At 67.7% G+C, this 14,481-nt stretch carries 13 protein-coding genes; 6 read left to right on the plus strand and 7 right to left on the minus strand.

Annotated elements, in window-relative coordinates:
* Position 1: 1 nt before the first annotated feature.
* Positions 2-889 (plus strand): endonuclease/exonuclease/phosphatase family protein, encoded by an 888-nt coding sequence (locus E5790_RS16930; protein ID WP_111206006.1) that lies wholly within the window; start codon positions 2-4, stop codon positions 887-889.
* Positions 890-1,058: 169 nt separating this feature from the next.
* Here the strand turns inward: E5790_RS16930 and rne are convergent, their stop codons facing one another.
* On the minus strand, positions 1,059-4,331 hold the full coding sequence (gene rne / locus E5790_RS16935) for a ribonuclease E (protein WP_111206007.1): 3,273 nt from the start codon (positions 4,329-4,331) through the stop codon (positions 1,059-1,061).
* A gap of 407 nt (positions 4,332-4,738) precedes the next feature.
* On the opposite strand from rne, the gene E5790_RS16940 reads away from it, so the two are divergent.
* Positions 4,739-5,713 (plus strand): RluA family pseudouridine synthase, encoded by a 975-nt coding sequence (locus E5790_RS16940; protein ID WP_041863625.1) that lies wholly within the window; start codon positions 4,739-4,741, stop codon positions 5,711-5,713.
* 102 nt (positions 5,714-5,815) lie between these two features.
* On the opposite strand, the gene zupT is transcribed toward E5790_RS16940, so the two are convergent.
* From zupT to E5790_RS16955, 3 genes are all read right to left on the minus strand, one after another.
* Complete coding sequence (gene zupT / locus E5790_RS16945) at positions 5,816-6,625, minus strand: zinc transporter ZupT (protein WP_014647743.1); 810 nt, start codon at positions 6,623-6,625, stop codon at positions 5,816-5,818.
* A gap of 98 nt (positions 6,626-6,723) precedes the next feature.
* Positions 6,724-7,140 carry an energy transducer TonB gene (locus E5790_RS16950; protein ID WP_014647742.1) on the minus strand — a complete coding sequence of 139 codons (417 nt, stop codon included), beginning with the start codon at positions 7,138-7,140 and terminating at the stop codon, positions 6,724-6,726.
* Positions 7,137-7,487 carry a 4a-hydroxytetrahydrobiopterin dehydratase gene (locus E5790_RS16955; RefSeq protein WP_014647741.1) on the minus strand — a complete coding sequence of 117 codons (351 nt, stop codon included), beginning with the start codon at positions 7,485-7,487 and terminating at the stop codon, positions 7,137-7,139. The genes E5790_RS16950 and E5790_RS16955 overlap by 4 nt, the downstream gene beginning before the upstream one ends.
* A 90-nt stretch (positions 7,488-7,577) precedes the next feature.
* Here E5790_RS16955 and E5790_RS16960 point away from each other — a divergent pair, with 90 nt between their 5' ends.
* Positions 7,578-8,177, plus strand: a complete 600-nt coding sequence (locus E5790_RS16960; protein WP_014037813.1) for an NfuA family Fe-S biogenesis protein — start codon at positions 7,578-7,580, stop codon at positions 8,175-8,177.
* 10 nt (positions 8,178-8,187) lie between these two features.
* The gene (locus E5790_RS16965; protein WP_111206008.1) at positions 8,188-9,948 is read left to right on the plus strand and encodes a hypothetical protein; all 1,761 of its coding nucleotides are present in this window, start codon (positions 8,188-8,190) and stop codon (positions 9,946-9,948) included.
* 126 nt (positions 9,949-10,074) lie between these two features.
* Here the strand turns inward: E5790_RS16965 and E5790_RS16970 are convergent, their stop codons facing one another.
* Positions 10,075-10,488, minus strand: a complete 414-nt coding sequence (locus tag E5790_RS16970; RefSeq protein WP_014647739.1) for a barstar family protein — start codon at positions 10,486-10,488, stop codon at positions 10,075-10,077.
* A complete protein-coding gene (locus E5790_RS16975) occupies positions 10,488-10,940 on the minus strand; it encodes a ribonuclease domain-containing protein (RefSeq protein ID WP_041863621.1) in 453 nt (150 codons plus the stop codon). Before E5790_RS16975 ends, E5790_RS16970 begins: the two co-directional genes overlap by 1 nt.
* A gap of 219 nt (positions 10,941-11,159) precedes the next feature.
* Between E5790_RS16975 and E5790_RS16980 the strand changes: the two genes are divergently transcribed.
* Positions 11,160-11,771 (plus strand): superoxide dismutase, encoded by a 612-nt coding sequence (locus E5790_RS16980; RefSeq protein WP_005410310.1) that lies wholly within the window; start codon positions 11,160-11,162, stop codon positions 11,769-11,771.
* A 131-nt stretch (positions 11,772-11,902) separates the two neighbouring features.
* Here the strand turns inward: E5790_RS16980 and E5790_RS16985 are convergent, their stop codons facing one another.
* Positions 11,903-12,751, minus strand: a complete 849-nt coding sequence (locus E5790_RS16985) for an endonuclease/exonuclease/phosphatase family protein (RefSeq protein WP_049405898.1) — start codon at positions 12,749-12,751, stop codon at positions 11,903-11,905.
* Between the two features lie 162 nt (positions 12,752-12,913).
* On the opposite strand from E5790_RS16985, the gene E5790_RS16990 reads away from it, so the two are divergent.
* Positions 12,914-14,479 (plus strand): oligopeptide:H+ symporter, encoded by a 1,566-nt coding sequence (locus E5790_RS16990; RefSeq protein WP_014647736.1) that lies wholly within the window; start codon positions 12,914-12,916, stop codon positions 14,477-14,479.
* The last annotated feature ends 2 nt before the right edge of the window (positions 14,480-14,481 follow it).

Here is a 14,481-nt window from a genome sequence, read left to right on the forward strand (position 1 = left end):
GATGAAGCAACAAGGGGAGGGAGCGCGTGCGACGGTGCGCGCCCTGGGGCTGGCCATTGCATTGGTATTGCCAGGGCTGACGCTGGCGGCGGTGCCGCAGTTCGCATCGCCAGCGGTGGACATCGCCAGCACGCCAGGCATGAGCATGGTCACCTTCAACCTCCATCATGACCGCGAAGACTGGCCAAGCCGCCGCCGTACCATACTGGCCGAACTCAAGCGCCTGCAGCCCGATGCCATCGCGCTGCAGGAGGTGATCCAGCGCCGCAACGTGCGCAACCAGGCGCAGTGGCTGGCCAGCCAACTCGGCTACAAGTACGTATTCGTGTCCACCGATCCGGTGGGTGCGCCGAAGCGTTACGGCAATGCGTTGCTGACCCGGCGGCCGATCCTCGCCCAGGGGGACCATCTGCTGCTGCCATTGGACGACTACCGCACGGTGGCCCACCTGCGCATCGACGTCGACGGCACGCCGGTGAACGTCTACGCCACGCATCTCAACGAGCGCAACGACGAGAGTGGTCAGCGCATCCGCCGTACCCAGGTCGAGGACCTGCTGCGCTTCATCACCGCTACCTCGGCCGGCGCGCCGGTGGTGATCGCGGGCGACTTCAATGCGCTGGTGGACGCAGGTGACCTGAGCGAGCTGCGCAGCCATTACGGCGACAGCTATGGCAGCGTGCACGTCAACACCGACCTGGCCGGGGTCAGCACCTTGAACCGGCACTATTACCAGGCACCTTCGCGTATCGACCACATCTTCTTCCAGCAGGACCGGATGGTCGCGCGCGAAGCGAAGCTCCTGTTCGACCAGCCCGATGACAGCGGTCGCTGGGCCTCGGACCACTACGGCGTGTGGACCCGGTTGCAGTTCGCGCCGACGCGCTGATGTCCTGGTAGGTGCCAACCTTGGTTGGCACGGACGTGTCCGCGTTCGCTCGAACAACGGCGCCAACCAAGGTTGGCCTCTACCAGAGCGCTGCACGCGCCCGGCGCACAAACAGAAACGGCGGGGATCATCGATCCCCGCCGTTCCTTTTCACGCGACCAGATCGCGATCAGTTCGCCGGCGGTGTGCGCTTGGCGGCGTCTTCGTCTTCTTCGTCGGCCTTGGCTTCGGCCGCCTGGGCGGCGGCATCGGCGTGACCATCGGCGACCGGATCGATCGACGGCGTCACCACCGCATCGGCGACCGGGGCCGCAGCTTCCACCGGTGCGGCTTCAACTGCCACCGGAGCGACTGGCTGTTCGGCGACCGGTGCGGTCTCGACAACCGGCTTGGCTTCAACCGCGGGAGCGGCCTCCACCACCGGGGCGGCCTCAACGGCCAGCGGCTCGGCTTCAGCCACCGGGGACGCTGCAACAACCTCCGGCTTCGATTCCACGACCGGAGCAGCCTCGACCACGACCGGCTTCACTTCGACCACCGGAGTGGCTTCAACGGCCGGGGCAGCCTCAACCACGACCGGCTTGGCTTCGACCGCCGGTGCTGCAGCCACCAGCGGCTGGGCCGGGGTCGCCGCGTCGATGGCATCGAGCATGCTGGTCTGCACCGGCGAAGATGCCGGTTCGGCCTTGGCCACGGTATTGATCGGGGCCTGTACCTCGGCCACCACCGGTGCAGCGGCATCGACCACGGCGCCGCTCACCACCGCGACCGGCGCGGCGACAACAGCGGCGGCGGCACGGACCGGCTTTCCGGATTCGGCAGCGGTCGGTTCGACTTCGTCATCGAAATCGAATTCCGGTTGCGAACGGGCCGGCTGCGCAGCGGCGACCGGAGTGGTCCCGGCGACGCTGTCGTTGCTCTGCTCGGCGACATCAGCGGCATCGGTGTCATCACTGTCGTCCGCGTCGTCCTGATCATCGCCCAGGCCATCGCCGCCGGCAGCGTTCTCGGCGCCACCACGACGGCGGCGACGGCCACCACGACGGCCACGGCGGCGGCGGGTCGCGCCTTCACCGGCCTGCTCGCCGTTGGCGTCGACAGCAGCCTCTTCACCGGTCACGGCAATCGCCTCGGCCCCGTTGCCGGCGTTGGCAGTGGTGTCGGCCGGTGCAGTGGCTTCCGCAGGAGCGGAGGCGGCCGGCGCAACCGGCGCCACCGGCGCAGTGGCTTCCTGAGCGGTCACCCCATTGGCGGCGACCGCCGTGGCGGCCACGGCGGCAGCCGCGGTCACGGCCTCGGCCGGTGCCTCGGCGGTGCTGCGCTGCGGCTTCTCGGCCGGCTTGTCACCGTCCTGCGGCTGGCGCGGCTGCTTGGGCTGCTTCAGCTTCGGCTGCTGCTGGTTCTGGTTCTGGCCCTGCTGCTCGTTGCGCGGCTTGTTCTGCTGATGCGGCTGCTGGCCGTCCTTCTGCTGAGGCTCCTTCTGCCTGCCCTGCTGCGGCTGCTGCTGGGCATTGCCGTTGTTGCCGTTGCGGCTGTCCTTGCGCTGCTCACCGCGCTCCTTGCGGTTGCCGCCATCCTTCTGCTGCTGAGCGTTGCCGTTGCCACGGTTGTCGTCGCGGCGATCCTTGCGGTCCTTGTTGCGATCCTTGTTGCGGTCCTTGCGGCCGCCGTCCTGCTGCTGGCGGGCAACAGGAGCCGCCGGTGCCGGTGCCGGCGCCGGTTCGCCACCGAACACGCGCTTGAGCCAACCGATCACGCCGCCGCTCGGGGCCGCTGCAACCGGCGCTGCCACGACCGGGGCCGGTGCCGCTGCGGCCGGCTCCACTTCCTCGCGCACCGGGGCGGGGGAGGTGTGCTTGACCTGGGTCACCGCCGGCGGCGGGATGTTCAGCTGGCCCTTGGTCAGGGCATGCACCGGCAGCTTGCGCGGGGTGCCGCGCTGGTAACTGGGCTTGTTGCTCTCTTCACCCAGCTCGTTCTCGCGCAGGCGGGTGACGGTGTAGTGCGGGGTGTGCAGCTGCTCGTCGGCGACGATCACGATCGGCGCCTCGTGGCGCTGCTCGATCTCGCGCAGGGCACTGCGCTTTTCGTTCAGCAGGTAATTGGCGATCTCCACCGGCGCCTGGACCAGCACCTGCCCGGTGTTTTCCTTCATCGCATGCTCTTCGGCAACGCGGATGATCGACAGCGACAGCGACTCAACGCTGCGCATGCGGCCGTGGCCGTCGCAACGCGGGCAGACGATCTGGCTGGATTCACCCAGACTCGGGCGCAGGCGCTGGCGGCTCATTTCCAGCAGGCCGAAGCGCGAGATGCGGCCAACCTGGACGCGCGCACGGTCGTACTTCAGCGCGTTGGCCAGGCGGTTCTCGACCTCGCGCTGGTGCTTGTTGGAGGCCATGTCGATGAAGTCGATCACCACCAGGCCGCCCAGGTCGCGCAGGCGCAGCTGGCGGGCCACTTCCTCGGCCGCTTCCAGGTTGGTCTGGAACGCGGTGTCCTCGATGTCGCTGCCCTTGGTGGCGCGCGAGGAATTGACGTCGACCGCGGTCAGCGCTTCGGTCTGGTCGACCACGATCGAGCCGCCCGACGGCAGGCGCACGTTGCGCTCGTAGGCGCCCTCGATCTGCGACTCGATCTGGAAGCGGTTGAACAGCGGGATGTCGTCCTTGTAATGCTTGAGCTTGCGCAGGGTCTGCGGCATCACCTGCTGCATGAACTCGCGGGCGTGCTCGTACATCTCCTCGGTGTCCACCAGGATCTCGCCGATGTCGGCGCGCAGGTAGTCACGCAGGGCGCGCACGATCAGGCGCGATTCCTGGTAGATCAGGAACGGAGCCGGCTTGCTCAGTGCGGCTTCGGCGATGGCGCGCCAGACATTGAGCAGGTAGTCCAGGTCCCACTGCAGCTCTTCCGCATCGCGGCCGACGCCGGCGGTACGGATGATCACGCCCATGTCGTCGGGAATGTTCAGCTTGTCCAGGGCGTCCTTCAGCGCGGCCCGGTCTTCGCCCTCGATGCGACGGGAAACGCCGCCGGCGCTGGGCGAGTTCGGCATCAGCACCATGTAGCGGCCGGCCAGCGAGATGAACGTGGTCAGGGCGGCGCCCTTGTTGCCACGCTCTTCCTTGTCGACCTGGACGACGATCTCCTGGCCTTCCTTCAGCAGCTCGCGGATGCCGGCCTTGTTGTGGTCGACACCGGCCTGGAAGTAGTCGCGGGAGATTTCCTTCAGCGGCAGGAAGCCATGGCGGCCACCGCCGTACTCGACGAAGGCGGCTTCCAGCGAGGGCTCGATGCGGAAGATCCGGCCCTTGTAGATGTTGGACTTCTTCTGTTCCTTCGACGGCTGTTCGATGTCGATGTCATACAACGACTGGCCATCCACGATGGCAACACGCAGCTCTTCAGCCTGCGTGGCGTTGATCAGCATTCGCTTCATTGTTGCGTTCCTCGCAAGCGGCTACCGCGCGGAACGCCATGGGGTTTCGCCTCTGGACACGGTTCGCCGCCCATTCGCGCAAGCGCGGGGAGGGCGGCTTGGGTTTCCAGCGCTACGACACCACGGCAGGCCGCGGGAGCGCTTCACTCTTATGGGTTTTGGGGTGTTACAGGCCGCAGGCAGCTGTCAGCCAGGCTGGAGCGCCACGCGGGACATGTTCAGCACGGTTGCGTGTCAGGCATCCGGCGATGGCCGGGAAGGCCGGTGAGCCGCTAACATGGCCGCCCCGCGGGCGGTGGTCGCGCACTGTGCCGGATTCGTCGGAAGCTGGGCTTCTGGCCCTGAGTAACTTCCAACGAAATCAATCCCTTATCTCGCCCCCCGAGTGTAACAGAATAAACAGCCTGATGACCGTCCAAGACCCCACCAAACCCGCTGGCGACAAGCCTTCCGTGCGCATGATCACCGTTCCCGCCGACCGCGCCGGCCAGCGCCTGGACAACTTCCTGCTCGGCCAGCTGAAGGGCGCCCCGCGCAGCCTGGTCTACAAGCTGGTGCGCAGTGGCCAGGTACGGGTGAACGGTGGCCGCGCCAAGGCCGAACGCAAGCTCGAGGCCGGTGACGAGGTGCGCGTGCCGCCGGTCCGTCTCACTGAGGAAGGAGACAAGGCCGGTCCGCCGGAGGCGTTCATGCGCCGCCTGGAGCAGGCCATCGTCTTCGAGGACGCCCGCCTGCTGGCCCTGAACAAGCCGACCGGCGTGGCCAGCCACGGCGGCAGCGGCATCAGCTTCGGCGCCATCGAGACCCTGCGCGCGCTGCGCCCGGGGCAGACCCTGGAGCTGGTCCACCGGTTGGATCGCGACACCTCGGGCCTGCTGATCGTGGCCAAGAAGCGCTCGGCGCTGAGCGAACTGCAGGCCTTGCTGCGTGAAGACCACGGCGCCGGCATCCGCAAGCGCTACCTGACCCTGCTGGCCGGGCGCATGCCCGACGGCGTGATGACGGTCGACGCCCCGCTGCACGTGGGCCTGCGCCAGGGCGGCGAGCGCCATGTGCAGGTCAATGCGATCGGCAAGGAATCGATCAGCCACTTCCGGGTGCTGGAACGCCGCGGTGGCCATTCGTACTGCGAAGTCCGCATCGAGACCGGCCGCACCCACCAGATCCGCGTTCACGCCCAGCATCTGGGGCATCCGGTGGCCGGTGACGACAAATACGGCGATCCAGCGGTCAACAAGCGGCTTCGTGAGCAGATCGGGCTGAAGCGCTTGTTCCTGCATGCGGCCTCGCTGGAGTTCGCGCTGGATGACGGCAAGAGCCCATACGTATTGAACGCGCCGCTGGCGGATGAGCTGGTCGAGGCGCTGGACCGGCTGAAGTAAGGATCTCCTGTAGCGTCGAGTCACGCTCGACTGCGCCTCGGTCGGGCCGCGCGGAAAGCCAGTCGAGCATGGCTGGACTCTACAGGGCGAGCCGGGAACCCCTCACCACTTGAACAGCACCAGGCTGATCGCCAGCGTGCCCATGCCGGCCACCAGTCCGTAAACCGTCTCGTGGCCCTTGGCATAGCGCTTGGCCGCCGGCAGCAGCTCATCCAGCGCCAGGAACACCATCACGCCGGCGATCAGGCCGAACACCCAGCCGAACGTGGCGTGCGACAGCGATCCTGACAGCAGCCAGTAGCCAAGCGCCGCGCCCACGGGCTCGGCCAGGCCGGACAGCAGGCTGGCACTGAACGCGTAGAACTTGTTCTGGGTGGCGAAGTACACCGGCACCGCGATCGCGATGCCCTCGGGAATGTTGTGGATGGCGATGGCGAAGGCCAGTGGCATGCCCACCGATGGGCTTTCCAGCGTGGCAAAGAAGGTCGCCAGCCCTTCCGGGAAATTGTGTGCGGTGATCGCAACCGAGGTCAGCAGCGCGACCCGCTTCAGGTACTCGCGGCTGTTCTCGCGGAACGCAGGGTCCTGTTTGTCCAAGCTGTCATGCGGATTGGGAATGAAGTGGTCGATCAGTACGATCACGATCACGCCCAGCAGGAAGGCCAGGGTGCCGTAGGTGAAGCCGGTGCGCTCGCCATACGCCAGTGCAAACGATGCAATGGACTTGTTGAGGATCTCCGACAGCGACACATAGACCATCGCGCCACCGGCAAAGGCCAGGCCGAACGCCAGCAGGCGCGGGCTGGGGCGGCGCGAGAACAGCACCAGCAGGCTGCCGATCGCGGTGGCCAGGCCTGCGGCAAGCGTGACCGCCAGTGCGATCCAGATGTTTTCAGGGGGAATCTGCAGCATCAACCCACGCGATCCTGGTCAACAGACAGCCGCCCCGGGCAGGGCCGGGGCGGCGAGGGCGAGGCGGACGTCGGCAGGCCCCGTCGGGGTGCGCGCGATCAGCCGCCGCGGCGCAGGCGTTCTTCGATGGCGAAGCACTGGTCCGGCTTCGGCTGTGGCGGGTTGAAGCTGACAGGAACCTGGATGGTGGCCGGCACCGGTTGGCCGTTACGGGTGGCGGCCTTGAACTGCCAGCCCTGCACGGCGGTCTTGGCCAGTTCGTCCAGCTGCGGGTTGCCTGCCCCGGTCAACAGCGCAACCTCGCTCGGCTTGCCGTCGGTGCCGATGGTCACCTTGAAGGTGCTGGTGCCGCCCACGCCCATGCAGGCCAGTTCCAGCGGGTACTGCGGCGGCGGCGTCTTCACCGCGGCCACTTCGGTCGGCGGCGGCGGTGGCGGTGACGGCGGTTCGGACGCGCCACAGCCGGCCAGGCCGGTCGCAGCGATCAGGGACAGGCTCAGCAAACGTACGTTCATGGCAGTTGCTCCGTCAGGGCCGAAGTCTTGGCCGCGCAGATGAAGTCGTTCTCGCTCAGCCCGCCCACATCGTGGGTGGAGAAGCGCACGACCGCGCGGTCGTAGTGCACGCCCAGGTCCGGGTGGTGGTCCTCGCGGTGGGCGATCCAGGCCAGCGCGTTCACGAAGGCCATGGTGGCGTAGTAATCCTTGAAGCGGAAGGTACGCGACAGGGCCTGGTCACCCTCGCTCAGCTCCCAGCCGGGAACCTGCGGCAGCAGTTCGGCCAGGCGGGCCTCGCCGAGCTTGTGGTCGCTGCCTTTGCGCGGCACGCAACGGGCCTGGGCCAGTGGAATCAGGTCGGCCATGGGAATCTCCACCTCGTGTTGACTGAACAATGCGCCGGACGGTGTATAAACCGAATGAGCGGCTGACGCTTACTTGGCTAGAATAGCCTGATGATCCAGATCTCCGACACTGCCCAGACCCATTTCCGCAAGTTGATCGAACGCGAGGGCGTGCCCGGCATGGGCGTGCGCCTGAGCGCGGTCGACCCCGGTACGCCGCGCGCCGATGCCCGGCTGGAATTCGCCGAACCGACCGACCTGCTCGGTGACGAGTGGGCGGTGGATTGCGATGGTTTCACCCTCTATGTCGACGCCGGCAGCGTTGGCTGGCTCGATGGCGCCGAGATCGACATCGTTGCCGGCACCGCCGGTGCCCAGCAGTTGACCATCAAGGCGCCGCGCATCAAGGGCGAAGCGCCGGGCGATGCGGCCTCGCTGGTCGAACGCGTGCACTGGGTGGTGGAGAACGAAGTCAATCCGCAGCTGGCCTCGCATGGCGGCAAGGTGGCCGTGCAGGAAGTCTCGTCCGACGGCGTGGTGCTGCTGCGCTTCGGTGGTGGCTGCCAGGGCTGCGGCATGGCCGACGTGACGCTCAAGCAGGGCATCGAAAAAACCCTGATGGGCCGCGTGCCGGGCGTGACCGCCGTGCGTGACGCGACCGATCATGACAGCGGCCACGCGCCCTACATTCCGCGCGGCAACGTCGCCTGATCGCTGACGCGTGCCTCTGACCCGGGCCGAGCAACTCATTGACCTGCTGCTGGCGCGCCAGCAGCCCCGCGCCGTCCTCGAGAAGTCCACGCGCCTGCCCTATGGCTGGGCGCTGTGGCTGCGCTCGCTGGGGCCACTGCTGCGGCCGTTCCATGCCCGCGAGGTGATCGCAGTTTTCCTGCCGCGCCCGCTGCCGGGCCCGCCAGGCCAGTCGCCGCGGCTGTCGCCGTGGCAGGCGCTGCGCCGATTGTTCTGGCAGGACTGGGACGCCGCGCCGCGCGACCAGCGCTGGATGCGCTGGACCTCGGCACTGGTCAGTGCACTGCTGCATCTGCTGTTCTTCGTGCTGTTGCTGTGGGTGGCGGTGATCCGTACCAGCGCGCCGGACGAAGAGGGCACCGAGGGCGAGCGCGTGCAGGTGGAGTTCGTCGGCCGCGCGTCGCAGGAAGGCGGTGGCGATCAGCCGGGCGCCGAAGCGGCTGCGGCTGCGGCGGCAGGTCGGGTTGCGCCGGGCCAGGAGGCGGGCGCTGCCTCGGCCCCTGCGCCACGTCCGGTGGCTGCCGAAACCACCGCCTCATCCCCGGCATCCGCGCCGACCGCCAGCGTTCCACCACCGCCGGCCGACGCCGAGCCGGCGCCGGTGGCCGCGCCGCCGCCTTCGCCCGTCCAGGCCACCGAAGTGGCGCAGGCCAGCACGGATTTCGTGGTGCCGCCGGTCAGTGTGCCGCGCACCGAAGTCAGCGTCGTGCCGCGTGACAGCACACCCGCCGTGCGCGAGCGCAGCGTGCAGCCGGTGCAGGCGCCGCCGACACCAAGCCCGGTGCGTACCCCGGAACTGGCCGTGCGCACGCCGCAGGTGCGTGACATCCAGGTGCGCGAACGCGAAGTCAGTACGGTCGACGCGCCGGTGGCTCCCCAACCGCTGCGCAGCGCGGAAGTGCAGGTGCGCGTGCCGCAGCAGGACGTGCAGGTGCGCGAACGTGAAGTGCAGGCCGTGGCCGATCCGCAGGTGCGGATGGCGGCGGTGGCCGGGCGTGAGCCCGCCGTACGCGCGCCCACTGGCCGCGACGTGCAGGTGCGGGAACGTGAAGTGGCCTCGGCACCGGTGGCAGCGCCGGCATCCTCCAGTGGCAGTGCCACGGCGACGCCCGCGACTGCGGCCCAGGGCAGCGCGACGCAGGCGAGCAGCAGCGCGCGTCCGTCAGCATCCAGCAGCACACCCGCAAACGCGGGAGCGCGCCCGGCGCCTGATCCAGGCAACTGGGCGACACCTGCCAAGGGCGATGACTGGGGGTCTTCCAGCCGCAACCGCGACGGCAGCAGCAACGGTACCCGCCAGGCCAGTACCGCCGGCAAGGGCAGCGGCCTGTTCAATGCCGATGGCAGCGTGCGCGTGCCTGGCCAGGAGGGCGATGGCCATGCCGCGCGCGGTGCGCCCGGCGGTGCCAACGACGGCTGGAGCAAGGAGCGCATTGCGCAGTCCGGCACCTGGCTGAAGCGCCCGCCGTACGACTACACGCCGACCTCGTTCGACAAATACTGGGTGCCGCAGGAATCGCTGCTGGCCGAATGGGTGCGCAAGGGCGTCAAGGCGATGGAGATTCCATTGCCGGGCACCAACACAAGGATCTCCTGCGTCATTTCGATCCTGCAGGCCGGTGGCGGCTGTGGCCTGACCAACCCCAACATGCAGGACCAGCCGGCCGTGGCACGACCGCCGCCGGACATCCCGTTCAAGAAGGAACTGCAGGAAGACAACGGGAGCCGCTAGACAGGGGCCGTGCCCACGTGCTGGCCGGCCCGCGCTTTGGTAGATGCCAACCTTGGTTGGCACAGAAGCGCCGACCAAGGTCGGCCTCTGCCAAGGCGTCAGTGCATGCCGGCCAAGGCAGTGACCTTACGCGCTCTGCGACAGGAACACCCAGAACGGTACGTCGCGGCCGACCCAGTCACGGCTGGTCTCGTCCATCACGTCCAGCAGGGTGTCGAAGTCCTTCTGCGGACCGGCGCGCAGCGCGTCCACGTCGGCCAGGAACAGCGCGTAGCCATTGGCCGGCAGCCATTGCAGGTCGCGCAGGTTGTCCGACAGCGCATCCCAGTTGCCGCCGAAACCGGCCGGGAAATCCAGCTGTGCGGCCAAACGGGCGAGCAGGGTGCGCTTGTCCGCGACGCCCTCCAGATCGATGCGGATCACTTTCAGGCCGGCATCGCGCATCGCCGCGGCCAGTGCGCCGATGTCGTCGCTGTCGATGGCGTAGACGCCGGCGTTGTTGATGTCATGCAGGCCAAGGCCGAAATCATCGTGGCTCATCACTGCGCTCCCTGGGCCGGTACGGTGAAGCTGCGGAATGACGCGTAATGGTCGTCGGTGTAGTACCACGCTTCCGGCGGATCGCCGCCGGTGACGATGCGACGCGTGCCACGCGTACGCGCGCCAGGGGTGTCGACGGTGTATTCGCGGTAGTAGCCGCGCGCGCGCTGCGGCAGCTGCTGCTCGCGGTTGCCGAAGGTACTGCCGTCCTGGCGGTGCGGGAATGGACCGCCACGCTGGATCAGGGCGATGGTCGCGCGCGCTTCGGCGGGCAGGAACGCGGGAAGTCCGCTGTCCTTGCCGGGCGAGGCGGTGGCCGGCGCGCGCGCGACAGGCGTGCCCTGCAGGTCGGGCGCGAACTGCGGCGCTGGCGGCCTTTGCAGGAAATGGTTGGCGACCAGGCCGAGCAGCAGCAGGGCGATGGCGGTGATCAGCAGCCGGGGGTTGCGCATGGGCAGGGGCGGGCGAGGGTAGTACACGCACTGTAGCGCCTGTGCGCTGCACGGTGCATGAGGAGCGCGCTGCGTCACTGCTGCGTAACAATTGCCGTCGTGCTCACTGGCAGGACGCAATTTCCTTTACATCCCCCTTGGTAATCTGGCGGTCTGTCCCCATCATTCACCGCGCACCGCCCGACATCGTCGGGTGCCCTTGCAATCAGGAGATGCATCATGGCCTACACCCTGCCCAAGCTGTCCTACGCCTACGACGCGCTGGAACCGCATATCGATGCGGCGACGATGGAAATCCATCACACCAAGCATCACCAGACCTACATCAACAACGTCAACGCGGCGCTGGAAGGCACCGAGTACGCTGACCTGCCGGTCGAAGAGCTGGTGAAGAAGCTCAAGTCGCTGCCGGAGAACCTGCAGGGCCCGGTGCGCAACAACGGTGGTGGCCATGCCAACCACTCGCTGTTCTGGACCGTGATGGCCCCCAATGCCGGCGGCAACCCGGTGGGCGACGTGGCCAAGGCCATCGACAAGGACCTGGGCGGTTTCGACAAGTTCAAGGATGCCTTCACCAAGGCCGCGCTGACCCGTTTCGGCAGTGGCTGGGCGTGGCTGAGCGTGACCCCGGACAAGAAGGTCGTGGTCGAGAGCACCGGCAACCAGGACAGCCCGCTGATGGAAGGCAACACCCCCATCCTCGGCCTGGACGTGTGGGAACACGCGTACTACCTGAAGTACCAGAACCGCCGCCCGGAATACATCGGCGCGTTCTTCAACGTCATCGACTGGAACGAAGTCGAGCGCCGTTACCAGGAAGCGATCGCCTGATCGCGTGACGGGATGACATGAGAAGGCCGGGGGAGACCCCGGCCTTTTCTGTTGCAGCAGTCGTTCGATAGTGCCGGCCGCAGGCCGGCAACCGTGCAGTACCGGGGGAGCCGGCCAGCGGCCGGCACTACCTATTCCGCAGTGGCCGTATCGCCCTGCAGGCGCAGGGTCGCCATCACACCCAGACGCAGGCCGGGCAGGTCGCCGTCGGCCGGCAGCAGGATCGGCTGCTGGCGGATGCCGCCGAAATGCTTGACCTGGAACAGCACATCCAGGCCGTGGCCGCTGCTGCCGCCCCCACTGGCCGCCGGCGCCTCGGCACGGCCGCCGGGATTGCGCCGGGCCGGCTGGAACCCCGGCGTGCTGCGCACCAGTTCCACCGTGCTGGCCGAGAAATCGCCGGCAATCAGGCTCGGCATGCCTTCGGCGGTGGCGCCGATCCAGGTCATCAGGTCGCTGGTCTGGTGCTGGCGGGCGCTGGCCTCGTCCGGGTCCGGGCGCAGCCGCGCCACATAGATGTTGACCAGCGCCTCGCCCAGCCTCAGCCGCATCATGCCGGCCGCGCTGAAGGTGCCGGGAGGATGCAGCAGGGTCACGCCGTCCTCGCTGACCGGCAGCCGGGTCAGCATGGCGTTGCCATGCCGCAGCGGCTGGCTGGGCGGATCGGCGGTAACGAAGTCGCAGCTGTAGCGCAGCCGGCTGGCCAGCCAGCAGGCCGGGTTGCGGCCCTGCTGCTGCAGCACCTGCTGCACCGAGATCACGTCCGGCTGCAGCTCGGTCAGCAGCTGTGCGACCTGCTCGCGGCGCTGCTTCCATTGCGCGTCATCGCGGCTGGGCAGCTCCAGCGCGGCGACCGTCAGCTGCCTGGGGTCGCTCTCGCTGGCAACGGCGGCCGGCGCCTGTGGTCGTGCCTGCGCCTGCAACGCCAGCAACAGCGCAAGGCAGCTGAGCAGGAGGCGGGCGTGGGCGAGGGGGCGCATAACGATAAGTTTACGCTTTTGTCGTGCAGGTGCCGTGACTTCCGGCAGGGCCTGCACTGCCTGCCATGGATTGGCACCGTTGTCATGCAGCCCTGCAGCGTGCTTCGCAAGCCCCGGTTCCGGTAACCTTGCGCCTTTCGCTTTGCAGGAATGCCTTACAGGATGAGCCACGACGCAGTCGCCCCCATCGCCGGCCAGGGAAAGATGCCGCGCCAGATTCCGTACATCATCGGCAATGAGGCCTGCGAGCGGTTCAGTTTCTACGGGATGCGCAACATCCTGGTGCAGTTCCTGATCACCTCGCTGCTGCTGCAGGAAATCACTGCCGAAGGCCGTGCCGGTGAAGCCAAGGACATCATGCACAGCTTCATGATCGGCGTGTATTTCTTCCCGCTGCTCGGTGGCTGGCTGGCCGACCGGTTCTTCGGCAAGTACCACACCATCCTCTGGTTCAGCCTGGTCTACTGCGCCGGCCACCTGTGCCTGGCGCTGTTCGAGAACAGCCGCGAGGGCTTCTTCCTCGGCCTGGGCCTGATCGCGCTCGGTGCCGGCGGCATCAAGCCGCTGGTGGCCTCGTTCATGGGCGACCAGTTCGACCAGAGCAACAAGCACCTGGCCAAGATCGTCTTCGACGCCTTCTACTGGATCATCAACTTCGGCTCGCTGTTCGCCTCGCTGCTGATCCCGCTGGTGCTGAAGAACTGGGGCCCGCAGTGGGCGTTCGGCATCCCGGGCATCCTGATGTTCATCGCTACCTTCGTGTTCTGGCTGGGCCGCAGGCGCTACGTGCTGGTGCCGCTGCCGCCGAAGGACCCGCATTCGTTCGCCAACGTGGTGCGTACCGCGCTGACCACGCGCGTGGCTGGCCAGGGCCGTCCGGGCCTGGTGATCGCCGTGCTTGGCCTGGCGCTGGCGGTGGCCTCGTTCGGCCTGGTCGGTTCGCTGGGCATCGTGATCTGCCTGTGCCTGGCGCTGGTGGCCATCCTTGCCGGCATCGGTGGCGGCACCTGGCTGCAGCTGGACCGCGCCCGTGGCCAGCATCCGGCCGAAGCCGTGGAAGGCGTGCGCTCGGTACTGCGCGTGCTGGTGATCTTCGCGCTGACCACGCCGTTCTTCTCGCTGTTCGACCAGAAGGCCTCGACCTGGGTCCTGCAGGGCCAGCAGATGCAGATGCCAAGCTGGTTCACCGCCTCGCAGATGCAGGCGCTGAACCCGCTGCTGGTGATGATCCTGATTCCGTTCAACAACCTGGTGCTGTATCCGGCCCTGCGCCGCTTCGGCTTCGAACCGACCGCGCTGCGCCGCATGACCGCCGGCATCGCCTTCAGTGGCCTGGCCTGGATCGTGGTGGGTGGCATCCAGGTGGTGATGGACGGCGGCAACGCCATGTCGATCTTCTGGCAGATGCTGCCGTACGCGCTGCTGACCTTCGGTGAGGTGCTGGTCTCGGCCACCGGCCTGGAGTTCGCCTACAGCCAGGCACCGCAGGCGATGAAGGGCGTGGTGATGAGCTTCTGGAACCTGACCACCACCATTGGCAACCTGTGGGTGCTGCTGTCCAACGCGGCGGTGCGCAACGACACGGTCACCCACCAGATCGCGGGCACGGGCCTGAGCGAGGCTGCGTTCCTGATGTTCTTCTTCGCCGGCTTCGCCTTCGTCGCGGCGTTGGCCTTCGGTTGGTACGCGAAACGCTATCGTATGGTCGACAACTACCGTAGCGCCTGAGC

The sequence above is a fragment of the Stenotrophomonas sp. PAMC25021 genome (assembly GCF_004795795.1).
GTDB classification, from domain to species: Bacteria; Pseudomonadota; Gammaproteobacteria; order Xanthomonadales; family Xanthomonadaceae; genus Stenotrophomonas; species Stenotrophomonas muris.